The organism is Arthrobacter sp. R4-81 (assembly GCF_054792365.1).
The window spans coordinates 875,458-899,975 of record NZ_CP096445.1 but is presented as its reverse complement, the minus strand read 5'-3'; the positions used below and the strand labels follow the sequence as shown (position 1 = coordinate 899,975).

The 24,518-nt window shown below is 62.5% G+C and carries 21 protein-coding genes and 1 pseudogene; 9 read left to right on the top strand and 13 right to left on the bottom strand.

Annotated elements, in window-relative coordinates; translation table 11 throughout:
* The first annotated feature begins 568 nt into the window (after positions 1–568).
* Positions 569–844 carry a hypothetical protein gene (locus tag M1E05_RS04195; protein ID WP_461164535.1) on the top strand — a complete coding sequence of 92 codons (276 nt, stop codon included), beginning with the start codon at positions 569–571 and terminating at the stop codon, positions 842–844.
* Between the two features lie 74 nt (positions 845–918).
* Here the strand turns inward: M1E05_RS04195 and M1E05_RS04190 are convergent, their stop codons facing one another.
* A complete protein-coding gene (locus M1E05_RS04190) occupies positions 919–2,280 on the bottom strand; it encodes an Nramp family divalent metal transporter (protein WP_461164534.1) in 1,362 nt (453 codons plus the stop codon).
* A gap of 198 nt (positions 2,281–2,478) precedes the next feature.
* Between M1E05_RS04190 and M1E05_RS04185 the strand changes: the two genes are divergently transcribed.
* From M1E05_RS04185 to M1E05_RS04175, 3 genes are read left to right on the top strand one after another with little or no spacing between them, the layout of a single operon-like run.
* The gene (locus M1E05_RS04185) at positions 2,479–3,147 is read left to right on the top strand and encodes a response regulator transcription factor (RefSeq protein ID WP_458112022.1); all 669 of its coding nucleotides are present in this window, start codon (positions 2,479–2,481) and stop codon (positions 3,145–3,147) included.
* Positions 3,144–4,571: a HAMP domain-containing sensor histidine kinase gene (locus M1E05_RS04180; RefSeq protein ID WP_461164533.1), complete on the top strand. Its 1,428-nt coding sequence runs from the start codon at positions 3,144–3,146 to the stop codon at positions 4,569–4,571. The genes M1E05_RS04185 and M1E05_RS04180 overlap by 4 nt, the downstream gene beginning before the upstream one ends.
* Positions 4,564–5,625: a TAXI family TRAP transporter solute-binding subunit gene (locus tag M1E05_RS04175; protein ID WP_461164532.1), complete on the top strand. Its 1,062-nt coding sequence runs from the start codon at positions 4,564–4,566 to the stop codon at positions 5,623–5,625. Before M1E05_RS04180 ends, M1E05_RS04175 begins: the two co-directional genes overlap by 8 nt.
* Positions 5,626–5,646: 21 nt before the next feature.
* Here the strand turns inward: M1E05_RS04175 and M1E05_RS04170 are convergent.
* Positions 5,647–5,985, bottom strand: a pseudogene (locus M1E05_RS04170) (SDR family NAD(P)-dependent oxidoreductase); the annotation flags it as partial.
* A gap of 16 nt (positions 5,986–6,001) precedes the next feature.
* Here M1E05_RS04170 and M1E05_RS04165 point away from each other — a divergent pair.
* The 3 genes from M1E05_RS04165 (at position 6,002) to M1E05_RS04155 (ending at position 9,279) form a co-directional block, all read left to right on the top strand.
* Positions 6,002–6,160: a hypothetical protein gene (locus M1E05_RS04165; RefSeq protein ID WP_458114621.1), complete on the top strand. Its 159-nt coding sequence runs from the start codon at positions 6,002–6,004 to the stop codon at positions 6,158–6,160.
* 76 nt (positions 6,161–6,236) lie between these two features.
* Positions 6,237–8,678: a beta-galactosidase gene (locus tag M1E05_RS04160; protein WP_461164531.1), complete on the top strand. Its 2,442-nt coding sequence runs from the start codon at positions 6,237–6,239 to the stop codon at positions 8,676–8,678.
* A gap of 61 nt (positions 8,679–8,739) precedes the next feature.
* Positions 8,740–9,279 (top strand): DinB family protein, encoded by a 540-nt coding sequence (locus tag M1E05_RS04155; protein WP_461164530.1) that lies wholly within the window; start codon positions 8,740–8,742, stop codon positions 9,277–9,279.
* Between the two features lie 21 nt (positions 9,280–9,300).
* Here M1E05_RS04155 and M1E05_RS04150 read toward each other — a convergent pair whose 3' ends face one another.
* The 7 genes from M1E05_RS04150 to M1E05_RS04120 all read right to left on the bottom strand — a co-directional run bounded on the left by M1E05_RS04150 (position 9,301) and on the right by M1E05_RS04120 (position 16,764).
* On the bottom strand, positions 9,301–10,776 hold the full coding sequence (locus M1E05_RS04150; RefSeq protein WP_461164529.1) for an aromatic amino acid lyase: 1,476 nt from the start codon (positions 10,774–10,776) through the stop codon (positions 9,301–9,303).
* A gap of 94 nt (positions 10,777–10,870) precedes the next feature.
* A complete protein-coding gene (gene hutU, locus M1E05_RS04145; RefSeq protein ID WP_461164528.1) occupies positions 10,871–12,574 on the bottom strand; it encodes a urocanate hydratase in 1,704 nt (567 codons plus the stop codon).
* A gap of 26 nt (positions 12,575–12,600) precedes the next feature.
* The gene (locus M1E05_RS04140) at positions 12,601–13,515 is read right to left on the bottom strand and encodes an ABC transporter substrate-binding protein (RefSeq protein WP_461164527.1); all 915 of its coding nucleotides are present in this window, start codon (positions 13,513–13,515) and stop codon (positions 12,601–12,603) included.
* Positions 13,516–13,608: 93 nt separating this feature from the next.
* Entirely contained in the window at positions 13,609–14,367 is a 759-nt protein-coding gene (locus M1E05_RS04135; protein WP_461164526.1) for an ABC transporter permease, read from the bottom strand.
* On the bottom strand, positions 14,328–14,978 hold the full coding sequence (locus M1E05_RS04130) for an ABC transporter permease (protein WP_461164525.1): 651 nt from the start codon (positions 14,976–14,978) through the stop codon (positions 14,328–14,330). Before M1E05_RS04130 ends, M1E05_RS04135 begins: the two co-directional genes overlap by 40 nt.
* Positions 14,975–16,081 carry an ABC transporter ATP-binding protein gene (locus M1E05_RS04125; protein WP_461164524.1) on the bottom strand — a complete coding sequence of 369 codons (1,107 nt, stop codon included), beginning with the start codon at positions 16,079–16,081 and terminating at the stop codon, positions 14,975–14,977. The genes M1E05_RS04130 and M1E05_RS04125 overlap by 4 nt, the downstream gene beginning before the upstream one ends.
* Entirely contained in the window at positions 16,078–16,764 is a 687-nt protein-coding gene (locus M1E05_RS04120) for an IclR family transcriptional regulator (protein ID WP_458112033.1), read from the bottom strand. The genes M1E05_RS04125 and M1E05_RS04120 overlap by 4 nt, the downstream gene beginning before the upstream one ends.
* A gap of 273 nt (positions 16,765–17,037) precedes the next feature.
* Between M1E05_RS04120 and M1E05_RS04115 the strand changes: the two genes are divergently transcribed.
* Positions 17,038–18,237: an allantoate amidohydrolase gene (locus M1E05_RS04115; RefSeq protein ID WP_461164523.1), complete on the top strand. Its 1,200-nt coding sequence runs from the start codon at positions 17,038–17,040 to the stop codon at positions 18,235–18,237.
* A complete protein-coding gene (locus M1E05_RS04110; RefSeq protein ID WP_461164522.1) occupies positions 18,234–19,583 on the top strand; it encodes a formimidoylglutamate deiminase in 1,350 nt (449 codons plus the stop codon). Before M1E05_RS04115 ends, M1E05_RS04110 begins: the two co-directional genes overlap by 4 nt.
* Before the next feature lie 272 nt (positions 19,584–19,855).
* Here M1E05_RS04110 and M1E05_RS04105 read toward each other — a convergent pair whose 3' ends face one another.
* The 4 genes from M1E05_RS04105 to mhpA all read right to left on the bottom strand — a co-directional run bounded on the left by M1E05_RS04105 (position 19,856) and on the right by mhpA (position 24,500).
* Positions 19,856–20,254 (bottom strand): cupin domain-containing protein, encoded by a 399-nt coding sequence (locus tag M1E05_RS04105; RefSeq protein ID WP_458112036.1) that lies wholly within the window; start codon positions 20,252–20,254, stop codon positions 19,856–19,858.
* Between the two features lie 404 nt (positions 20,255–20,658).
* Positions 20,659–21,456: an IclR family transcriptional regulator gene (locus M1E05_RS04100; protein ID WP_461164521.1), complete on the bottom strand. Its 798-nt coding sequence runs from the start codon at positions 21,454–21,456 to the stop codon at positions 20,659–20,661.
* 152 nt (positions 21,457–21,608) lie between these two features.
* Entirely contained in the window at positions 21,609–22,955 is a 1,347-nt protein-coding gene (locus M1E05_RS04095; protein ID WP_461164520.1) for an MFS transporter, read from the bottom strand.
* Between the two features lie 3 nt (positions 22,956–22,958).
* On the bottom strand, positions 22,959–24,500 hold the full coding sequence (gene mhpA / locus M1E05_RS04090; protein WP_461164519.1) for a bifunctional 3-(3-hydroxy-phenyl)propionate/3-hydroxycinnamic acid hydroxylase MhpA: 1,542 nt from the start codon (positions 24,498–24,500) through the stop codon (positions 22,959–22,961).
* Positions 24,501–24,518 lie beyond the last annotated feature (18 nt).

Genomic DNA, 24,518 nt, shown 5'->3' with positions numbered 1-24,518 from the left:
TCGCACGTCTGTGCGCCGGAACCGTCACGCCACTGCTCGATGCGGTAGGGGAAGCCATCGGCGGTCTCGGCGGCAGGGGCTTGCTGGATGTGGGCTGCGCTACGGGAACCCTTGCGGCCCGCGCTTCCGTCCTGGGCGCACGAGTCACTGCCATCGAACCCTGACCCGGGTTTCGTGGTGAACCATGTAGAGGATCCACGCTCAGCTGTCGCTGATCTCACGCGGGTCTGCGCTTCTGGCGGGGCAGTGGGGGTGACGATCTGGCCCTCAGGTTCATCCCCTATGCACGCCCTCTGGGCTGAGGTCATCAGTGCCAGCGGGCGCTTACACCGCCCCGGAACATCTGCCGGCTGACAAGGACTTCGAGCGGACAGGAGACGGACTCACTCCTACCCGCCGAGGCCTTGATGGCTGTTGGCATCCGCGAGGCATTTACAGGACAACGGGAGCGGAGCTACATTAATGCTCCGGCCGCAGGCCAGAGTCGAGTCTGCCCTGCGGTGATCGGGACCTGCAAGAAACCAGCTACTAGGCTGTGCGGCTGGGGTGCAGCCGGTAAGGAACAACCATGAGCCCCACTCCAAAACAGCCTGTGACCGATGACAGCATCAAGGTGCGCCAGGTCAGCCATTACCAGTTCACGTGGATCGCCGGAGACGCCGGAAAACGTGGCACGTGGACGCTCCAGCTGGTGCTGGACGCCGGGGCCTGGGAGGAATTCCTGGCGATCGAAGCCGACGACGCCGACAACCTTCAGGATCTCCTGTCCACTGCCCATACTGTTTTCTACGACGTCAGCCGCCAGACCCTCATGTTTGGCACCACGAAAGTGGGCCATCACTAGCCTTTGAAACGCAAGAGTACGACGGCGGGCGCTTCTGCCGTCGTACTCTGCGTTTAATATGGGCAGCTACCCCGCTAACCGCCGAAGATCGGCGAAAGGGAGGTCCAAAGCTGGCGGATCCCCAGGATGACGAACAGCAGGGCACAGATCCCCAGCGCGATATTCGTGTGCAGCTTGTTGGCCCAAACCTTTGGGATCCTCTTGCCGTTGAGTAGGCCCAGCAGGGTCAGCGCGAGGAACGGCATGAACAGTGCACCCAGTGCGCCGTACGCAAGGATCAGGCCGATGGGCTGGCCCAGCGCGAAGAGAATCATGGGTGGGAACGTCAGCCACAGGATATAGAACTTGAAGTACTTTCCACCCACCCGGGTATCCGGATGGCCTGATTCCTTACCCCGCATGTTGCCCCAGAAGTCAGCAAACATCAGGGAGACACCGTTCCAGACGCCAATGATTGAGGAGAAGGAAGCTGCCCAGAAACCGATCAGGAACCCTGCCCCCACGGTATCGCCGTATTCTGCCTTCAGAACATCGTAGAGGTCCAGCAGGCCTTCGTCGCTCGCGCTGAGCGAAACACCAGCAGAGCGGACAACCTCGGCACCCACAATGAGCATCGCAATCACGAAGATACCGGTCATGACGTAGGCCATCGAGTTGTCGATTCGCATGACTTTCATCCACTTGGGGGTGTACCAGCCCTTCTCCCGCAGCCAGTATCCGTACGCGGCAAGGGTGATAGTGCCGCCGACGCCACCGGCCAACGCCAGCGTGTAGAAAACGGCATCCTTTGCCTCCGGGATCATGGGAATCAGGCCGGTGAGCATCTCGGGAATGTTCGGCGCCGCAATGATGGCCAGGCCCACGACACTGATGAACATGAGGCCCACCAAAGCGGCGGTGATCTTCTCGAAGGTGGCGTACTTACCCCACCACACCATGGCAAAACCGGCCAGGCCCATCAGGATGGCCCACGCCCATAGCGGCAGGATGGGGAACACTGCTGCCAGAGGCAGGGCAGCGGAGGACATGGCTGTTGCTCCGTATACGAAGCCCCAGATCATGATGTAGGGACCGAAGTACCATGTAGTCCATTTGCCGAGGGAGCGCCATCCCTCGAAAATCGTTTTTCCGGTTGCCAGAGTGTAGCGGCCTGCTCCTTCTACAAGGATGATTTTCAGGACCACGCCAACGATGACTGCCCAGAACAGCCCGTATCCGAAGCGGGAACCGGCCACGAGAGTGGCCACCATGTCAGCCGCACCCACGCCGGTGGCGGCCACAACCAGCCCAGGGCCGATGATGCGCCATTTGGCAGGGCGTCCGCCGTCGTCATCAATGCGGTCCGCGTGGCTGACAAGGCCGGATGGGCGCTGGTAGTCAGCAGTAATCAGCGGCTTTCCCGATGGGTTGGTGCTGTCCATGGCATCGTTGCTCATGGTTCCTCCTCGACGTTGAATGTCCCCGGAAAGATGAGGACACCAGCCAAGCTATGCGTGACGGGGAGCACTTCCAAGGTAAATTCCACTTTCCTAACACTTCCTTAGGTAATGCCGGCTCCGGACTTAGGTAATGGGGGCAGGTTCCACCTACGATGTGGTCTGCAGGTGCTCACCCAGCTGAAAGAGACCCAGGCAATGGAACTGCTCATCGTCGAGGACGACGACGCCATGGCGTCTGCGCTCGAAGCAGCCGTGGTCTCAGCCGGGCACAAGGCAACCAGGGTTTCCCGTGGAACAGATGCTCTGCTGGCCCACCGGAACTTCGACGTCATCCTCTTGGACCTGGGACTGCCGGACCTTGACGGACTCGACGTCCTTCGGAAGCTCCGCCAGGTGACCCGGTGCCCCATTCTGATCCTTACCGCCCGGGACGATGAGCGGAGCGTGGTTTTGGGCCTTCGGCTCGGCGCCGATGACTACCTGGTCAAACCGGTGAAGCTCGTGGAGCTGCTGGCCAGAATCGAAGCTGTCACCAGACGGGCGGCGTGGACGAAAGACACGCCGAGCCGCACTCTTGTGGTAGGAGAGCTCGACGTCGACCTCGACCGCCGCGTCGCCGCCGTCGGACCTCGTGTACTGGCCTTGACCGCAACCGAGTTCGACCTCCTGGCACTGCTGGTCCAGCATGCGGGATCGGTAGTCACCCGGGAGCAGATCCTTGACGTCCTTTGGGGCGATGCTTTTATGGCGTCCTCCCGTAGCCTTGACGTCCATCTGACGGGCTTGCGGGCGAAGCTGGACCTGCCCGGTTTCATCATCAATGTTCGCGGTGTGGGGTACCGGATCGAAGCGGAACGGGCATGAGGTTGCGGGTGCTCAGTGTCCTGAGCCTACTGTCCTTGGTTATGGTGATCGTCGTGTCCTACGCCCTGGTGACGTCTGCCAGCAGGGAGCTGACGCAAGAACTCCAGATCAACAGGGTATCGTCGCTCAACCGCTTCGCCCAGCTTGCCTCCGATACAGCCCTGGACGGCGACTTCACTAAGCTCCAGAGGGAGATGGACCGGTATTCCGAGCTCTACGATGAGGGCATCATCATCCGGCTCCAGGACAGGACGCTGCGGTCCGGAGACTTGGATGAGGACCGCCTGGATGTCCGCAACGCGATATCCCGCGCAAGCCTGAACCTGACCGACACAACCCTGCCACCCCTGCTTCCCCTTGAAAGCGGCTCCGAGGTGATCTCAAGATCGTTCGGCAGCGCGAACCAGGTCCTCGGTGAAGCTGTCCTCGAAGTGAATCAGGACGCCGCAAGGCAGAAGCTGCGCGAGCGCTGGCTTGGCATCGGACTCGGAGCAGCAGGCTTGGAGGCTATCCTTCTCCTCCTGGCCAGCAGGGTAACCGGCTGGGTACTGCGCCCGATTCATCGCCTGAACACCGCGGTGGGAGAACTTGCGGCCACGGGGAGGACCAGCCAGCTCCCGGAAGACGGCCCCCCGGAGCTGCGGGAACTGAGCCACTCCTTCACCACTATGGCGGAGACGGTCACGGAAAGCATCGAGTCCCAGCGCAAGCTCATTGCCGACACCTCGCATCAGTTGCGCAACCCGGTGGGAGCCCTGAGGCTGCGGATCGATCTGCTCGAGCTCGAATTGCGGAACAGCACCGAAAAGTCAGCGGTGACGGGAGTCGTCGACGAGCTGGAACGCGTGGAAGAAATCCTCGACGGCGTCCTGAAGCTCGCAGCAGCCGAACACCGGGCTTCCGTGGGGGTAGCCAGGAGCACCATCGGGCAGGCCGTCCCCCAGCCCGAAACTGTCATTGATCCGTGGGTGGTGCTGCAGGAGGAAGTCGAACGGGCAGGCCCTGCGGCTCGGCGGGCCGGATGCCCGTTAATTCTCGAGACTCCGGAGAGATCGGTTGAGCTTACGTGCAACGCCACGGAATTGGCGGAAATGGTGGGCGAGCTTCTGAACAACGCGATCAAGTATGCCCCCGGCGCAAAGATCATGGCAGGCATCCGCCTGCTCCCCCGGAAGCTGGTCATCGAGATCGCCGACGACGGCCCAGGCCTTTCGCAAGATGAAAGGACCGCTTCGCTCGGCCGGTTCTGGCGCTCCCCCCAACACCGGCATTTGCGCGGTAACGGACTGGGCATGGCTATCGTGTCCCGGCTTGCCGGCGCCAACGGCGGGAGCCTGAGACTGACGCAAGGGGATCCACGTGGTTTGGTCGCCCGCCTGGAATTTCCCCACACGACTCCAACGGACGGGTCAGCCCATGCGTAACCTCGCGGGCAGCCACCTCCGGCAGGCCAATGTGCAACTACCGCGGCGTAAAGTGCTCCGGACCGCGGTGGCCTTCGGGCTTGCGGGGCTGATCCTTCCGCCTCTGGGCGCCTGCAGCCCTGAGGAGATACCGGAAAATCTGACGGTGGCCGGCGGTGAGCCCGGCGGCTTCTACCTCGAATTTTCCACCTTGCTTGCGGAATCGCTGCAGCGCCACGGTGTTGCCCATAATGCCGTCCCTATGACCACTGGAGGCAGTCTCGAAAACATCGCCCGGCTGATTGCCGGAGAGGCGCACTTTGCCGTCGCGCTAGCCGATGCGGCAGTAGAGCAAGCGTCCTCAGAAGCAGGGAACACGAACACAGGTAACGGGAATCCAGGGCTGATAGTGGCCCTCGGAAAGGTCTACGAGAACTACGTCCACTGCGTGGTGCGGCGGGACAGCGGCATCCTCAGCCTGATGGATCTCGCAGGCAAGACGGCAGCCATCGGTGCGAGGGGATCCGGAACGTCCTTCACCGCCCACCGGATTATCCAGGCAGCGGGGCTGGGCGGACCGTCCGGTGGCTCTTCCTCAAACAACCTTCGACCCCACGAGCCCGTGAAGGAGCTGACCTTGGGCCTCAACGCAGGGCTGGCCGCCCTCCGGGACGGTTCGGTCGACGCCATGCTGTGGTCAGGTGGAGTACCCACTGCAGCCATTACCGCGGCAAACGGAGAACTCGGCCTCCGGTTCCTTGACCTCTCAGACCTCATCCCGGCCATGCGCGCCGAATTCGGTGCCTTTTACGACCGGGTCCTCATCCCGGAAGGCAGTTATGAAGGGACTCCTGCGGTAGGGACCCTCGGCGTGGCGAACCTGCTCCTCTGCAATCGTGATCTGGATGACCAGACGGTGACGAAGACTGTGGAGCTGCTGGTTGGTCATGCTCAGGAACTGATTCCCAGATCCAGTCTTGGTGTGCAGTTCCTCAGCACGGAAACACTGATCAATACTGCAGGGGTGCCGCTTCATCCTGCTGCCGCTGCGAGCTACCGGCGGCTGCACGGCTGAGTCCGGTTCCCTTCCCGGCAAAGCCAGCTGGGACCCGAAGGACGCCTGGATGTTGGTGATGGTCGGTCCGGGCGCAACAGCATTGAAGCGCAGGCCCTTGCGCCCGTACATCACGGCGGAGTTCTTGGTGAGCCCCACCACGGCGTGCTTTGAGGCCGTGTAGGTCGCCCCGGCCGCGGAGCCCCTGAGTCCGGCCTCGGAGGCAACGTTAACCACTGAACCTGTTCCCGCTTCAAGCATCAGCGGCACGACGGCGCGGGTCAGGCGCAGGACGGACGTTACGTTGATGTTGAAGACTCTTTCCCGCATCGCGTCGTCCACCTCGTGGATGGGGGCGAAGTTATCCATGATTCCGGCAAGCGTGAATACTGGTGGGATGAACGACGACGACCTCCTGACCGCTGCTCCCCGCACTACCGGACGGCCAGTGACCATCGATCCCGACGCCGTCGCATGGATTGCCCTGCAGCTGTTCTCGCCGGGCTGCGGAACGCGATCATTGCTGCGGCGGCTGTCCTCCCGGACCTCTCGGTGACGCGGGGGCGTCTCCGCCTGATCGCCGAACACCCCGAGTTGGCAAGCCGGGGACGAACCTCAAAGGAGATTGATCTATGGCCGCTTTGATGTCGCCAAGTGCAGACAGGTCCCTTCACGTCTCGCACAAACCTTGGGATTCGCCGCTCATGTCACCGGCAATGAGCAACACGGTGGACCAGCATGAACGGTACCGGCTGACCAACCGCTTCATTGAAGTCCTGCAACGGCCCTGCATCCCCGTCTCGGGGGAAACCCACTTCAGCCGGCTCCCCCGGTCGCGCTGGGAGGAGCGTCTCAGGCTAGTGAAGGCCGGCGGCGTCACCGTCGTCGCCTGTTACGTCTTTTGGATCCACCACGAACAGCACGAGGGCGAGGTGGGTTTCGAGGGAAACCTGGATGTCGCCGCCTTCGTGCGACTGTGTAAATTGATCGGGCTGGACGTCGTCCTGCGCATCGGCCCCTGGTGCCACGGCGAAGTCCGGAACGGCGGGTTCCCGGATTGGCTGCAGGCCGCCAAGGTCAGGCATCGCACCAATGATCCTGCCTACCTTCAGCTCGTGGCACGCTGGTTCAGCCAGCTCGGCACCCACCTCAATGGCGTCATGGGACCGTCGGGCAACGTCATCGGCATCCAGATTGAGAACGAACTGTATACCGAACCGCAACACATCACCGAGCTCAAGAAGCTGGCCCGGATGGCAGGCCTGAACGCGCCGATCTGGACAGCGACAGCGTGGGGCGGGGCCGACCTCCCCCATGACGAGGTCCTGCCGCTGTTCGGCGGATACGGCGACGGCTTCTGGGTGGAGGCGGACTCCCCCTGGGACCCCACGTTCCGGGAACACTTCTTCTTCAGCCATGTCTGGGACGATCCCGGGATCGGGGCCGACCTGCGTGTACACCTTGGCTCAAGTGATACAGGTGCGGACCCTGCCAAGCCCCGGATCCCCTCTCCCTTGTACCCGGCCGCCACCTGCGAGCTTGCCGGGGGGATGGCCACGGCCTACCAACGCAGACCATGGCCACAGGCACTGGACGTTGCCGCCGTTGCCCACAACAAGATCGGCAACGGCTCGGCCTGGCAGGGCTACTACATGTTTGCCGGCGGGGCCAACCCGGCCGACAACCTCCAGGAGTCCCATGCCACCGGCTATCCCAACGATCTGCCGCGCTTCGACTACGATTTCCACGCCCCGATCGGCGCCTCCGGCAGGCTCAGCGCAAGCTTTGCCGAACTCAGGAAGCAGCACGCCTTTCTCTCAGCCTTCGGGGACCGCCTTGCCCGGATGCCTTCCACCTTGCCGGATACGCTGCCGGAGGGGATCGAGGATACTTCCACATTGCGCTGGGCCCTGCGCAGCGACGGCCACTCCGGTTTCGTGTTCATTACCTGGCATCAGCCCCACATCCCGCTGAGTCCCCGTGCCGGCGCGCGCTTCGAGGTCGCCTTGGAGGCCGGCTCAGTGACTTTCCCGAGCCGGCCTGTCACCGTTCCTCCCGGCACGATTGCGCACTGGCCCCTGAACCTGGAAGTCGGCGGGGTGACCCTCGAATGGGCCACGGCCTCGCCGCTTACAATCCTCGGCCCGGACACCTCGCCGACCCTGGTACTCGCTGCCGAAGCAGGAATTCCAGTGGAACTTCGTCTGCCGGAGGGTACGTCGCTCGGCGGCCCTGTCGATGGCTCGGCCAGCAATACGTCTGTTATCGACGGCAACGTCCTTGCCAGCGGATCGGTTGTGCTCGAGGCCAGCTCGGCGGACGCTGCGCTCAACATCCTGGTCCTGTCCCCTGAATCCGCCAATCAGGCTTGGATTGTGGATACCGCTGCTGGAAGGGAACTGCTCCTCTCGGAAGAACCTGTGTGGGTCGCGGCCAGCGGACAGCTTGCCGGCCGGTCCGCCGGTGTTCCTGACGTCCGGCGCTACAACCCGGCGTCGGCCTCCTTTGAAGCCGTCCCGGTGGAAGGTGCTTTGTCCGCTCCCCCGGTACTGCGTCCCGCCGTCGAACTCCTCCGTCCTTCCCAACCGGTACCGGACACGTTCGGCTCTTCGGCCGGGCGTGCCTCTGCCCCGTCCCAGGAAACCATCGATGCCCTCTCTATGTCCTACAAGGTTGGAGTGCCTGCTGAGATCTTTTCGGGTGGGGAGCATGCCGAGCTGGAGATCGCCTGGGCCGGAGACATCGCGCAGTTGCGCGTTGACGGCGTCCCGGTCGCGGACAGGTACTGGGATGGCTCGCCCTGGGTCCTGGAAATTCACGACGCCGGGATCACGCCCGCGTCCGACGTCACCCTCCAAATCCTTCCGCTCTCGAAGGCGGCCAGGGTGGGGCTGCCCCGGGAAGCAGAACGACGACGGGATTCTGTCCCGGGAGATCTCGCCGCGCTGGATTCCGTGCAGTTGATCCCCTGGAGCAGTTGGGATGAGAAAGTCAGCACGGGCGCGGTCGTGACCTTCTTTCAAGCTGAACTGGCCCCTGGAGCGGAGACTCGCTGTGTCGTGGCCATGTTTTGAGGCAAACAAGGTCACGACGGCGGGTCGGCTTCCACCCTCATTGCCGATAGGCTCACCAACCATGACTGACATTGACGAACAAGGCCGCCCCGAACCTCCTCTTGCAGGCGACGAGGCCGGTACCCTCCTGGGGTTCCTCGACTTCCAGCGCGCCACCCTGGCTTGGAAGTGCTCCGGGCTGGACTCCGCCGGCCTTAGCGCTACTGTGGCGCCATCCTCACTGACACTCGGCGGTCTTTTGAAGCACCTGGCCTATGTCGAGGACAGCTGGTTCTCCGAATCGCTGTTCGGGCGGGACCCGCAGCCGCCCTGGGACACTGTGGACTGGAAGGCGGACCGGGACTGGGAATGGCATTCGGCCGGCGCGGACTCTCCCGAGCATCTCCGCATTCTGTGGCAGGACGCCGTCGACTGCTCCCGCTCCCTGACTACCGAGGCGCTGGCCGACGGCGGGCTGAACCGGTTGGCCAGCCGCGCCAGGCGGGACGGCACAAGACCGAGCCTGCGGTGGATCCTGGTTCACATGATCGAGGAGTACTCCCGGCACAACGGCCACGCCGATTTACTCCGCGAATCAATAGACGGGCTGACCGGGGAATAGCCTGGCGGCACCACGCTGTCCTTACGCGCCGAGATCACGGAGGACGATATTGGTGGCCGCATCGAGGTCTTTCCGGAGATCCCGATCGACAATGTTGCTATCCAAATCCAGACCTGCGGCCATCATCTCTTTGAGTCGCGGGCTACTGAAATTGTCTATCCGATGCCCTTGGAGCCGGATGGCTCGAATGGCGCAGAGCAGTTCAGTCCCGAGCACTGTCGGAAGGGCCTGCACGGTAGATTCAAGTTGTTCAGCGGCGACGCTGGCGAAGCTGGCATCCTCCTCGGAGCCAAGGGAAAGAACCACTGTCTGCAGACTTGCCGGATGCGAATTGGCTCGGATGCGGCCAACCGCTGCCGCGGCAACATACTCGAGGGCCATGACGCCGGATTGTCCTGCGTCGTCGGCAGCCAAAAACCGGTTCAGGCCAGTGTGGGCGGGATCGCAGAGAAGGTTGATCCGGCGCAGGTTCGTGGCGCAGGCGGATCCCACCGCGATCTGAAGAGTATCGATCCGCCGGGCCAAATTGGTCATTTGAAACAGGCCATGGTGGGACACGTTACTGGCTCCATCGGTCTGCCATCCGTGGACCATGGGATTTTCATGTCCGGCCACGACCAGACGGGCGAGAAGCTCTCTGAGCGACGAGAGCTCTTCCAATTGCGACCCGAACACCTGGGGCAGGGTTCTAAGACAGTAAGGATCCTGAATCCGTGCAGGAGCACCGCGCCCCTCAACGAGTAATCGCAGGGTGTTGGCGGCGACTGCGACTGATTTGGTGTCTGCCGCTGCCGCGACGGCTGGGCTGAAAGCCTCGGCGTTTCCGGATAGCGCAATAAAGGACAACGCGCTGATGGTGACAGCGTTGTGCAGCAGACGCTCCAGCCTCTGATGCGACAAGGCAGCGCGCGCAATAGTGAGTGCGTTGGAACTGATGAAGGGAAGCGCGTCACCCGAATCCCAAACGTCCAGCCTGGTGCGGAGCCGGCCGTCTCCCATTGGGGGTCGCTCCCCCAACAAGGTCAAGGCCGTTCCGGCCAGGGCGGGCAGGTCCGCCGTGCCGATGCCGCCGAACTCGCGAACCTCTGGGAGCGTGTCGTCATTCAGGAGTCGCACGAGAGCCTGGGCTATCGCCGGATCGATTCCCGAGGCCCCCGCGGCCAGCTGTGACAACCTGACCACCAGCATGGCCCGGACAATCTCCGGACCCAAGGCTTCACCTGCGTCCGCGGCGTGGCTTCGCAGTAGGTTGAGCCCGTGCCGAGTCTGCTGCCCTCCCGCCAGGTTCTCCGGTTCCAAAGCTATTGAACGGTTCGCACCTACGCCCGTCGACCTCCCATACACTGGCCGTCTGGCCGCAGTTTCCCTGGCCGCCCGCCGAGAAAATTCCATCCGCTGTATTGCATCTGGGGTCAGATGGACTTCCACTCCCCCCGCAGCGACTGAGGCTATATCAGCCAGGGCAAGAGTGGCACCGTCGATTTCCAGGAGGGACATGATTCCTTCTTTTTGGGATCGATTGCTGCGTAGGAGCCTTTTGGTGGGTCTAAACGGCGGTTACCGAGCAATCGATGTGGGGTGTGGGCCCTGGTTAGCGGGTTTCTGGGGCCTCTGCCATTGGGAGGCGGACGCCGCGTTCTTTGGCGACGTCGAGGGCGCGGTCGTAGCCGGCGTCGGCGTGGCGGATGACGCCCATGCCGGGGTCGTTGGTGAGGAGCCGTTCGAGCTTTTGGGCTGCGAGGTCGGTGCCGTCCGCCACGGAGACCTGCCCGGCGTGGATGGAGCGGCCGATCCCCACACCCCCACCATGGTGCAGCGAGACCCAGGTCGCCCCGGAGGCGGTGTTGAGCAGCGCGTTGAGCATGGGCCAGTCAGCAATCGCGTCCGAACCGTCAGCCATCGCCTCGGTCTCCCGGTACGGGGAAGCCACCGAACCCGAATCCAGGTGGTCACGGCCGATCACGATGGGGGCCTTGACCTTGCCGTCCCTGACGAGCTGGTTGAACAGCAGGCCTGCCTTGGCCCGGTCCCCGTAACCGAGCCAGCAGATCCGCGCCGGGAGGCCTTCGAACTCGACCCGTTCCTGCGCGGCGTCGATCCAGCGGTGCAGGTGCTTGTTCTCCGGAAAGAGTTCCTTGATGGCCTCATCGGTGACCTGGATGTCCTCGGGATCGCCGGAGAGCGCCACCCAGCGGAACGGGCCCAGGCCCTCGCAGAACAGCGGCCGGATATACGCCGGAACGAAGCCGGGGAACTCGAACGCCCTGGCGTAGCCGCCCTTGCGGGCCTCATCGCGGATCGAGTTGCCGTAATCAAAGACCTCCGCCCCGGCGTCCTGGAACTCCACCATCGCCTGCACATGCCTGGCCATCGAGGCCTGGGCCTTCTTCGTGAACCCCTCCGGGTCCGCCCCGGCCTCACGGTGCCACTCCGCCACGGAGATGCCCTCCGGGAGGTAGGACAGCGGATCATGCGCGGAAGTCTGGTCCGTGACAATGTCCACCGTCAGTTCGCCCGCCTTGTGCCGGCGCAGGATCTCCGGGAACACCTCCGCGGCGTTCCCCACATACCCCACCGACCAGCCCCGCCGCTCCTCCTTGGCCGCCAGGACTTTGGCGATCGCGGCGTCCAGGTCCGTTTCCACCTCGTCCAGGTACCGTTTGCCGGCACGGCGGCGGAGGCGGGTCTCGTCGACGTCCACTATCAGGCACGCGCCCTCATTCAGCGTCACCGCCAGAGGCTGGGCCCCGCCCATTCCGCCGCACCCCCCGGTCAACGTCAACGTGCCCGCGAGCGTGCCGTCCTCGTCCCCGGTCAGCTTCCGGGCGATCGCAGCGAACGTCTCAAACGTGCCCTGCAGAATGCCCTGCGTGCCAATATAAATCCACGAACCCGCCGTCATCTGCCCGTACATCATCAGACCCTCGGCCTCCAGCCGGCGGAACTCGGGCCAGTTCGCCCAATCCCCCACCAGGTTCGAATTCGCCAGCAGCACCCGCGGCGCCCACTCATTCGTACGGAACACACCAACAGGCTTACCCGACTGGACCAGCAGCGTCTCATCCGCCTCCATCGTCTCCAACGTCCGGGTGATCGCATCAAACGCTGCCCAGGACCGGACGGCCCGGCCCGTACCGCCATAAACCACCAGATCATCAGGACGCTCAGCGACCTCAGGATCCAGATTGTTCATCAGCATCCGCAACGGAGCTTCCGTCTGCCAGGACTTAGCAGTGAGCTCAGTGCCGCGGGCAGCTTTGACCGGGCGGGCACCGGTAGTGAAATCGGCGGTCATAGATGTCTCCTTCAGTAACTTCTTGCCTAGACCAGGTTCTTCGATTTCAGCCACTCTTTGGCGATCTCACCCATGTCCTCGAACTTTGCCACCCGCCCGTTCATCTCAATGAGGTCTTCGGTGGTGAGGGCGGCGGAGACCTTGTTCAGCACGTCCTTAACGGTGTCCGTGGCCTTCTTTTCATTGACAATCGGAACGATGTTCTCCGAAAGGAAGAGGTTCTTATCGTCTTCCAGGGCTACGAGGTTGTTGGCTGTCAGGGCGGGATCGGTGCTGAAGAGGTCGGCAACCTGGATCTGGCCTGAAATCAGGGCGTTGAGCGTCAGTGGACCACCGGCGTCGAGCGCTGAAAATTCCTTGAATTCCAGGCCATAGACGGACTTCAGGCCGGCAACACCGTTAATACGCGTCTTCCATTCCGGCGGACCGCCGAGCACGAGCTCCTTGGCAACCGGCTGGAGATCCCCAATGGTCTTGAGCGAGTACTTGTCCGCAGTTTCCTTCTTCACCGACAAGACGTCCTTGTCCTCCGCCTCGGAGGCCTCAAGCATTATCAATCCGGCGGGGACCTTGGTGACGAGTTCCTTGGCGACGTCCTCAGAGGAGGATGCCTTGGTTTCTGCATCGAGGTACTGCAGCAGTGCCCCACCGTATTCCGGCATCAGGTCGATCGAACCGTCCTTCAGAGCCGGGATGGTGACTTCACGGCTGCCGATGCTGGACTTTTCCTGGACCTGGACGTTCTGCGCCTTCAGTGCTTCGGCATAGATCTTGGCGATCAGCTGGCTCTCGGGGAAGTCAGCGGACCCGACGATGATGCTGGATCCGGCATCTGCCGGAGCCTGGTTGGTGGAGCTGCTGAGTGGTTCGCCGCCGCCGCAGGCGCTCAGAGTGAGGGCTGCTGCGGCAGCCAATGTCAATCCGGTCAGGTACTTTTTCATGGAAATCTCCTAATTTAGGGCAGGCTGTGGCCAGGAAAATACGTCAGCGAAACGAGGAAGAGGAAGAGAGAGGCCCCTTGAAGGCCGGACTTGTCAGGCGGCGGCCGGGATCACCGGGGCGTCGGACACGCTGGTTACAGTCTTGAGAGTGCGGCGGGTCAGTCCGGGTGAGACAACGCGCCGCGTGATGAAAGCAAGCAGTTGGTCGAAGAACAGGGCAAGCAAGGCCACCAGAACGGCACCGGCCACCATTTGGCTGAAGTCGTTCTGGGCTTTGCCGTCGATCAGCAGCCGTCCAAGTCCTCCGAGCGAAATGTAGGCGGCGATGGTGGCGGTGGAAATGATCTGGAGCAGCGCGCTGCGCACCCCGGACAACATCAGCGGAAGGGAACAGGGAAGCTGGACATCGGTCAGGATCTTCATCCTGCGGAACCCCATGCCCCTGGCAGCGTCAACGGCGGCGGAGTCAACAGCCCGCACACCGGCGTAAGTGTTGGTCAGGATGGGAGGGACAGCCAGCAGGACCAGCACGATCAGGCTGGGCACAACGTAGCCCATCTTGGACGGAAAGGCCGGCGAGATCAGCAGAACCAACAGAATCAGCAGGCCCACGCTGGGAAGCGCACGCAGTGCATTCGCGAGGCCGGCGATCATGAAGACGCCTTTGCCAGTGACTCCGATGTAGATGCCGAGGGGAATGGCCAGCGCGGCGGCAATGGCCAGCGCGATGAGGGAGTAAAGGAGGTGTTCGCCGATCAGGGTTGGAATTCCGTCGGCGCCGGTCCAGTGTGCAGGGTCAAACAGGTAGTTCATCATGATGCCGCCACCTTGGGAGTCCACGGTGTCAGCCACCGGTTGAGCAGGATAATGAGCCCGTCAAGAATCATTGCGAGGACGACGCACAGAACGATGCCGGCAACGATAGGAGTGAAAAACCGCAGCTGGAATCCCTGGGTGAAGAGGGATCCGAGCTGCGGAATCCCCAGCAGCGCAGCAACGGACACGAGGCTGACGTTGGAGACAGCCGCCACTCGAAGGCCCGCGCAGATGACAGGAACGCTGACCGGAAGCTCCACTTTCAGGAAGCTCTGGTAACCGCGATAGCCCATGGCTTTCGCCGCTTGGACCGTGTCTTCCGGGACGGAGTCGAGGGCATCGGCCACTACACGGACCAGGAGTGCCACGGTGTAGATGGTCAGCGCAGCAATGATGTTGATGGGATCCAGGATCTTGCTTCCCAGGACGAGCGGCAGCAGGACGAACAATGCCAGCGACGGCACGGTATACAGGAGCCCGGCCAGTCCCACCAGGAACGGATAGACCGAACGCTGGCGGCGTGCCCACCATCCAAGCGGGAGCGCTATGAGCAGTCCCAGAATCAGCGGCGTTACTGCCAGCAGGACGTGCCAGCCGAAAAGGAACACAATGTTGTCCGATTGGCGGCCAAGCCATTCAAAGTTCATCGCGCCGTCTCCAGATGCGGTTCCGCCTCGATCGCCTTGATGACGTCAGTGGCCGTCACGGTTCCCAGCAGTTCGCCGGCAGGGCCGACGACGACGCCGCGACGGCTGGGCGAGGACAGCGCCGCATCCAGCAACTGACGCATATTCCCTGACGAAGAGGCTGACGTCCCGCTCAGGTTGAGGTGCTCGTGCCGTACTTCAGCGGTGATCCGTTCGACCTGTGCCCACCCAAGTGGTTTCCGGCCGTCGTCGACGACCAGGACCCAGGCCCCGGAGGCTTTGATTCGTGCCTCCTCGACGGGGGCACCGAGCTGGACGACAGGCTCATCGCGAATGTCCACGGCGCCCGCAGAATCGGTGAATCCCAGGGAGCGATAACCCCGGTCGCGGCCAACAAAGTCGGCAACAAAGTCATCCGCTGGCGCCGTCAGCAGTTCAGCGGGGGCGGCCATCTGGGCCAGGTGCCCACCGACACGCATCACCGCCACCTGGTCGCCGAGCTTGAGGGCTTCGTCGATGTCGTGGGTGACCATAATGATCGTCTTGCCGATCTCCCGTTGCAGCCTCAGGAATTCGTCCTGCAGCTGCGCCCTGACTACGGGGTCCACGGCGCTGAACGGTTCATCCATCAACATGAACGCAGGATCCGCAGCCAGGGCACGGGCAACGCCGACCCTCTGCTGCTGCCCGCCGGACAGCTGCCAAGGATAACGCTTTGCAAAACTGGCTGGCAAGCCGACCCGCTCCATAAGCTCAAGCGCACGGACCTTGGCCTTCTTCGGGCTCTCCCCAAGCAGCAGCGGCATGGTGGCGACGTTATCCACAATGGTGCGGTGCGGGAACAAGCCCGCGTGCTGGATAACGTAGCCGATCCTTCGGCGGAGCAGGGCCGGGTCCATGCCGGAGGTGGGCTGGTCATCGAGATAGATGGTGCCGCTGGTCGGCTCAATAAGGCGATTAATCATCCGCAGGGAAGTGGTCTTGCCACAGCCTGAGGGACCAACCAGAATGGTCAGCTTGCCTGTAGGGGCTTCGAGATTCAACCCGTCGACGGCGAGCGTACCGTCCGGATACGCCTTGGTGACATTTTCAAATTTGATCATTTTGCTTCCATGCTTTCCTGGGGCATTTCATGGTCTCCGGAGGGCGGTGTGAGGATGTTGCTCGCGACCTCCACCAGTTCCTCTCCGATGTGCAAAGCCTTCTTTTCGTTCAGCCGGTAACTGGGCACCACGATGCTCATCGCGGCCACCGTCCGGCCACCCATTACGACGGGTGCGGCCACGGCCGTTACATCGTCTTCAACGCCGCTTCGAACAACTGCGAAGCCCCGGTCAGGCTGGCGACCCGTGAGGATCTGCCCCGCAGCCGAGCCTTCAAGCGGGATGCTTCTTCCGACCCAGCTGGCGTGTCGGACGGAGTGCGTGCCTTCAACGATGGCTATGTAGATGCCGGTATCGCCAGGTCCGGGAATGCTGAGGTAACAGGATTCGCCGGTCTTGGCTACAAGCCCTTTCATCGCGGGGGTACACAGTGACACCAGGGATTCGTGGCCCAGGGCCAAAGCCCCGAGCTGGATCACGCTGGCGCCGGGGCGGAAGTTTCCGCTTTCGTCCCTGGATACGAACCCACTGGCTTCGAGGGTGCGCAGAAGGCGAAGTGCCGTGCTGGCTGACAGGTCTGCGACGCGCGCTGCGTCACTGAGGCTGAGGGCACCGTCTGTGCATACTGCGCTTAGCAGGGCAAGTGCCCTTTCAACCGTCCGGGTGGAGGAATCTGCTCCCACTGCATGCCTGCTCTCAAGTGGCCTGAATCACCTTGTATGCCATTTAGTAAAAACCAACTTTCACTCAATGGCAATAGGAAGTTCTAAAGTTACGACGTTTTCCTTCAATCCGGAACGAAAGCCCCGCTCAAGGAAAACAGCATGTTTCCGAGCTGTAAAAACTTCCGGAAACTCCCACCAGCCCTTGCTACCTAATGGAATCTGGTTTTTACTTGGTGGCAAGTACTGTGCTCGGGACTCCTCTCCTGATCGCTTTCAAGCCGGAGGTTCAATGTGAAAACAGTCAGTCAGCTTCTTGAGTCCATAGGGGACGTGGGCCGAGACCCCGTCAGGGGAGGCTACTCCCGTCCTGTTTACTCGACCGCTGAGCTCGACTTACGGTCCTGGTTTATCGAACAGGCACAAGAGCGGGGCCTGGACGTTGAAACGGATCGCAACGGAATCATCTGGGCCTGGTGGGGAGAACCGCAAAAGGGTGCGCTGGTGACAGGAAGCCATCTTGATTCCGTCCCTGGCGGCGGAGCGTTCGACGGTCCGCTCGGAGTCGCCTCCGCCCTGGCTGCCGTCGATATTCTCAAGTCGCGGGGAACACTCCTCCGACGTTCGCTTGCCGTTACGGTCTTTCCCGAAGAGGAAGGATCCCGATTCGGCGTGGCATGCCTTGGATCGCGGCTCCTCACCGGGGCCATCGATGTGAATAAAGCCCTGAACCTGCGCGACGGCGACGGCAATACGTTTGCCGACATTACGCGGGCAAACGGCCTGGATCCCCGCCACCTGGGCTCTGATCCGAAAGCCTTGGAACAGATAGGAGATTTCGTCGAACTCCACGTGGAACAGGGCATCGGGCTGGGATCAACGGGTCCGGCGATGGCAATCGGCAGTTCAGTGCTTGGCCACGGCCGCTGGAGGCTGACCGTCAGCGGCCAGGGGAACCACGCCGGGACCACTCTGATGGCCGACCGGGCTGATCCGATGATTGCTGCAGCGCAGATCATCCTCTCCGTCCGGAAGATTGCCGCATCGCGACCCGATGCGCGTGCCACAGTGGGCCGTCTCATACCCGTTCCAGGCGGCACAAATGTGATCGCCTCCAGGGTCGACATGTGGCTGGACGCCAGGCATCCCGACGACGCCGTAACCGCAGGACTGATCGAAGCCATCTACGGCTCGGCTCGGGAGATGGCCGCAGGCGAGGGCTGTTCAGTGACTCTAACCGAGGAGTCATACAGCAACACCGTGCATTTCGACGCCGGCCTGACGGAACGGATAAGCCGCATCCTTCCGGCGGCTCCAGTATTGGCGACGGGAGCAGGGCACGACGCCGGAGTGTTGGCAGGCCATGTGCCCTCAGCAATGTTGTTCGTGCGCAACCCGAGCGGAATATCGCATTCGCCTGAGGAGCACGTTTCGGACGAGGACGCCAATGATGGCGCGACAGCCCTTGCTGACGTTCTGGAGGGGCTGCTGTGAGCGGCTACTGGTGCGAGTCAGCCCTCGTGGCTGGCAGGGACGGTTCCCCGACAATCAGAGAAAGCGTGCGGTTGGAGATACAGGGCGGTGTCATTTCAAGGATGGCGGCCGGCACCAGTCCCGAGGAGGGCGACCGAGTTCTCAGTGGAGTAGTTTTCCCTGCCGCCGCCAATGCCCACTCCCACGCGTTTCACAGGATCCTTCGTGGCCGCACCCATGATGGGCGCGGGGATTTTTGGGTTTGGCGCGAGCACATGTACAAGAGCGCCGGTGAGCTCACGCCTCAGTCCTACGGACAACTGGCCACCGCAGTTTTTACGGAAATGGTGGTGGCCGGTTTTAGCAGTGTTGCTGAATTCCACTACGTGCACCACCAGCCCGACGGAAGGCCCTATCAGCAGGCCCACGCCATGGAACTGGCATTAGCCAGGGCAGCCGGCGCAGCGGGGATCCGGCTGACGTTGTTGGACACTCTGTACTTGGCGGGAGGAATCAACACACCCCTTAGCTCAGACCAGGCCAGGTTCGGGGATGCCAATGCCCAAGCCTGGCTGGACAGACTCGCCTCACTGAGGACAGCAATTGCGCAGGAGTTTGACCCGGTAATGGCGGCGGTAGGAGCTGCGCTGCATTCGGTCCGTGGAGTTCCCCAGGACGCCCTCAAGACCGTGGCCGAACAACTGCCCGCCGATCTCCCGCTGCATATTCACTTGAGTGAACAGGAGGCTGAAAACCGGGCCTGCCTGCAGGAGTACGGTGTGACCCCTACCGGGCTGCTGGCACGCCATGGGTTACTCTCCCGGCGGCTCTCGGTTGTCCATGCCACCCATCTGACACAGGAAGACGTTGGACTGCTCGGTGCGGCCCATGCGACGGTCGTAATGTGTCCGAGTACTGAAGCCGACCTGGCCGACGGAATCGGCCCGGCCCGCGCCTTGTCCGACGCCGGGGCCGTCGTAGCGCTGGGTACCGACCAGCACGCCGTCATCGACCCTTGGGTCGAGATGCGCCTGCTGGAAAGCGGGGAACGCCTGGACTCCGGCGAGCGCGGACGTTTCTCGCCCAACGAACTCCGGTACGCCGCCACGCAAGGGGCAGCAGCTTCGATGGCTACGCCGATAGCTCCGGCTGCACTGACCGTCGGAGCCGTTTGCGATTTGATGGCCGTTGATCCGGATTCCGTACGCACCGCCGGATCCATGCCGCTGCAATTGGCGTTCAGCGCCACTGCAAGTGACGTGACGGACGTCGTTATTAACGGGGAACTGGTGGCCTCTGGGGGAATCCACCAACACCTGGGCGATCCTGGACAACTTCTTACAGCGGCTTTAAAGGAGTTCAGCTGAGCTGAAGCCGGTCTCTTCAGCCCTATGCCGTCAGGTCGCTTCTGCCGCGCTCCGCACTCGGTGCTGCAGCACTTTCCCGGATCACCAAGGCGGGGCGGACTCGGTGACCATCGCGCCGGTCGTTGTCGGCGCAGCGACGACGGTTTCCAGGGGGTGATAAGAAAAATCATGCCGGGCTTAGGCAGTTAGCAGAGAAGTGTATTTCAGGCAGTATGCAGGGCGCTCGGCCGGGTTTCCGGTCGAGCGCCTGGTGCGTTCCGTGCTTTGCCGTATCAGATCCTGGCGTGAACTCCATGGCTGGTCGGCCGGCCGAACGATGCTGCCCCCAGGAATTCGACGGCGACAAACGGCTCTGAGCCCACCACCCACTCATCATGTCCCGGCGGCAAAGTGTAGGTGTCGTTAGCACGTATCGTGGACCGAACGCCGTCCGCCGTTTCAACCTCCAATACTCCGGACACGCAGAAGCCCAGATGATTGTGCTGGCAGAAGTCGGTTTCTTCCAAGGGTTTCATGCTCTCAGACCAGCGCCAGCCTGGCTCGAGAATCAGCCGAACCACCGAGAAGTCATCCACCGTGACCAGATCAAACTCGGCCTTATCGGGACACCGTTTCTTGTCAGGGGCATCGAAGGATTTAACTGCGAGGGCTGTAACAACAGTCACGGACATTGGAGACCACCTGGAGACGAAGGTTATGGGCGCTTAGGGGCGGCACCAAGCTGATGGGATACCGGCCGACGCCCCCATTTTCGAGGGTCAAAACGGCCGGGTAATGTGTGGCGCTGTCCCCCGCAGCGCACCTGCGCTCAACAGATCCTTGCTGACGTATTTCAAAGGTAGACCTCCGCCGCCGGAAGTCAATGGGCGCTGGTAATCCGGGGCGTGCTGATGCCGTTTGAAGCCCTACTGGGAATCCGGTCTCCTGCCACCGAATACGGCCAAATCGCGGGAAACCTACGTAGTCGCCGGAAGCTTCCGGCTACTCCGGCACGTCTCCGGCGACTCCGACGGCGGGGGCAGACGGCGGGCGCAGGCGGCGGGGGCGTCAGCTAGACCGTCAGCGGGCGCACGCGTTAGGAGGCCTTGTCGGAGGAGACGCCCAGCTCGTTGGAGACGGTCCGCGTGGTTTCCAGCAGCGCTGCCGTCACCTTTTCCAATTCAGCTTTGTCCACGTCTTCGGCCGGGAAGACCACTGTGATGGCCAAAGGCAAGGAGTCGACTGAAGAAAAGACGGGAGCGGCTACCGAGGAAACACCCGGGATAATCCCGCCCGAGGTCACCGCGTAGCCTGCCTGGAGAACATCCTGGCGCTTCCGGTTGATGTCTGCTTCCGAGTACGCCTCGGCGCTCAGACGAGCCCGGTCGGCGGCCAACACAGCGGCGGACATGGATTCCGGCAAGTAGGCGAGGAAGATCAGTCCGCCCGAGGAGGTCAACATCGGAAGCTTGGCGCCCACCCGAACGTTGAAGGGCAGTGCGTGCGATCCGTAGTCCCAGCGGACCACGACCGGTCCGTCTTCGCCCCAGACTGAAAGGTTGACGGAGTGCCCGCAGGCGTCGCGAAGCCTCATGGCGTAGTCCGAGGCCACGGAGACTTCATTGGTCCGGCGCAGCGACTCTGCGCCTAACCGCCGCATGGCAGGGCCGAAGTCATACCTGCCTGTCTTCGGTGATTGGGAGGCAAGTCCGGAGCGGACCAGGCTGACCAGGTAGCGGTGGGCCTTGTTGGGCTGGAAGCCGCTGCGCTCGGCAATTTCGGAGAGCGGCATCGGTCCCCCGCCGTCCTCGAGGGCGAGCAGTATGCGCATCGCCAATTCAACGGATTGGATGCCTTGGCGCTCCGCGGCCGATTCCTGCTCCGACTCGCTCAAATCAGCTCACTCCCCTGTCTTTCCCAAAACTGTTTGTTCCCAAAAACTGTTGGTTCCCGGAACAGCCAAAAACACCTGCCGCACCCCGGCCTGCTTGCGGCAGGTTCGGGGTGCGGCCAGTGTACTTGGTCTCTGCGGGCTCTGTTCCCTGCCTAAACCTCGGCGGCTGGTATTTTGAGTGACACCGGTGCGGGCTCAGGAACGGAAATCGCCTTCACTTTGACCTTCGGCACCAGGATCGATGCAAAGGCTCCGACCACTGCCGGGATGGCGAAGGCGTAGAAGTTCCATTCCACGGAGAGTCCGGAAGTCATGACCCAGGCGCCCAATGATGGTCCCACGATGGCACCAACGCGGCCGAAGGACAGTGCCCAGGCCAATCCGCTGCCCCGGATGTCGTCCGGGTAGCGGGTCAGGATGAATCCGTTCGCCAGAATCTGCGAGCCGATAAAGCCCACACCACTGAGGAACATAAAGATAAACAGCACGACGACGTTGGGGTTCAGACTCATGACGAGCAGGCTGACAGCTCCGGTCAGGAAGGCGACGACCACCACCGGCTTGGCGCCAATGCGGTCGGCAATCCGGCCGCCGATGATGACTCCTACAGCGACGCCTATCCACATGGCGGCGGTTTGCAGCAGTGCCGAACCCAGGGAATAGCCGTTGGCCTGCATCATGGTCGGAAGCCAAGCCGTGATGCCGAAGACCAGCAGCAAGCCACAGAACGTCATCACCCAGAAGAGCAGCGTGGCACCAGCGATCCCCGGAGCAAACAGCGGGCCGATTCCGGCAAGGTGGCGTCTTCCTGCCACTGTGAGTACCGGTGTTGGCAGGCCCATGGACTCGCTGAGATGGTGTGCCTCGGCAACCTTGCCGGTCCGGAGCAAGTGGACAGGAGGAACCGGCAGCAGTTTCCACGCGAACGGCAGGATAACCAGGGCCGGAATAACACCGATGATGTACAGCCAACGGAATGAGGTGGCAGGGAGCAGTGCCGCGCCAAGCAGGGGAGCGGCCAGACCGCCGGCTGCATAGCCGGCCATAACGATTCCGGTGTTGCGGTTACGGTGTTCCGGGACGGAAAGGTCTGCCACATAAGCCAACAGCGTGGGGAGGACGATGCCAAGCCCGAGGCCAACGAACGCCCGGCCGATGCCGAAAAGTGCCACATTCTGAGCCGCGGCCGAGATCACCATGCCTGCAGAGAAAACAACGCAGCTTGTCAGGATCAGCCGAAGGGCTCCGATCCTGCGCATCAAGGCACCCGCGAGGGCGGCGCCGATCAGCATTCCGGCTCCCACGACTGAGCCCAGGACACCGGCTGATCCCTTATCGATCGCCAGCGACTTGTCAGCGAGCAGGGCGGGAACGGAGACGCCATAAACGGCAAGGTCGTAGCCCTCGAGCATGGCGATAACAAAGGCGACGGCCAGCAGGACGCGCTCGGTAATGGTGCGGACGTCCCCGGGCCCGGCATTCTTATGGATTGTGGACATGGCTTACACTCCTACTGATGCTGCCGTGCTGCTCACCGTTGAGCAGGCTTTTTGGTATTCATGGATGAGGGATTCGTATTCGCTGGCTGTGCGTGCGGCGCCAAACACATAAAAATCAGGACGGACCAGGACAGCGCCGCAATCGTTGTCCCGGAACCAGCTCAGGTAAGTGCCGTTGACGTCGGCAAAGGAACCACTGACGTCGCCGCTGGCCGGATCAATAACGACGACGTCCCCAGACGGGGTTGCCGTGGACAGGGCTGCCTCCGCATACCAGCGTGCGTCGCACAGGAGACGGAATCCGTAGCCGAAGACTTCGTCGAACAGGGCGGAGGCGCTGTCAGTCCGGACCTCGTCCTGCATGAAAAGCCGTCCGTTGGCGGGATGGTCGGTGGTTGCAATGAACCCCGGCCCCAGCCCCGGAAATCTCAGTTTCTCCGGCTTCATATTGTTCCGGCGGTTTTCCAGGAGCTGGTTGTCACGCTGCCGGGCCTTTTCAGGATCACGCATGGTCTGGACCTTGCCGAGCTCGATACCCTTGTGGACAACTGCCGCAACATGGGGCTCGCGCTCGGTCTGGTAGCTGTCAAGAACAGTGTCCTCGGCCCTGCCCGTAAGTACAAGATCGAGTTTAAACGCGAGGTTCTGGGCGTCCCGGATTCCGGAGCACATCCCTTGTCCGAGGAACGGCGGCATCTGGTGCGCAGCATCTCCTGCTAGGAGAATCCGCCCCTGCCGCCACGACCCGGCAATGAGGGACCGGAAGGTGTAGGTGGCCACGCGGATGAGTTCTGCCTGATCCGGTGACAGGTAGTTCGCCACCCGGTCCCACACCTTCTCCGGATCCCGCTCCACCAGGAAGGCCTCTTCAGAATCGAGCATGAAGCTGAAGCGGTGGTGGGAGGGGCCCAGCGAAATGACGGACTGGGGCTGCCGCGGGTCGCAGACCTGGCGTGCGTGCGGCAGCTCCACCTCACCGGTGAGCCGGAAATCGCACACCAGCCACGGTTCGGAAAAGCCGAAGTCTTCCAGCTCTGAACCGAGCCATCCGCGCGTGAAGCCGTTCCCGCCGTCGCACGCCACCACATAGCTGGCAGCAACAACGCCGTCAGGGCAGTTCACCTCCACACCGTCTGCGGTTTCGACGTAGCCGTCAACCGGTGAGTTGAACCGCACCGTGACGTTGGGCAGTGACCGGCAAAGACGGTCCAGGGCGTCCTCGAGCTCAGGCTGGTACATCATGTACCACTCCGCCCACCCGGAGGCCCCCTTTACTGCGAACTCGTGTTCAATGAGCAGTTCCCCGGAGGCATTGCGCCACTCATAGTTGCGCTGGGCGTTGACCTTGGGGAGCAGTTCCTGCGCGATTCCCAAGCGGGCGAAGGTCCGCATGGTTTCGTCATCGAATATTGCGGCACGGGGCAGGTTGTAGAGCCCTGAGTATCTTTCCAGCACCACCACCTTGTGTCCGGCCTGGCCCAGCAGCGCTGCCGTGGCCATTCCAACCGGGCCGTACCCCACGACGGCAACATCAAATTTTTCCATCGTCATCCTCAAATTCCC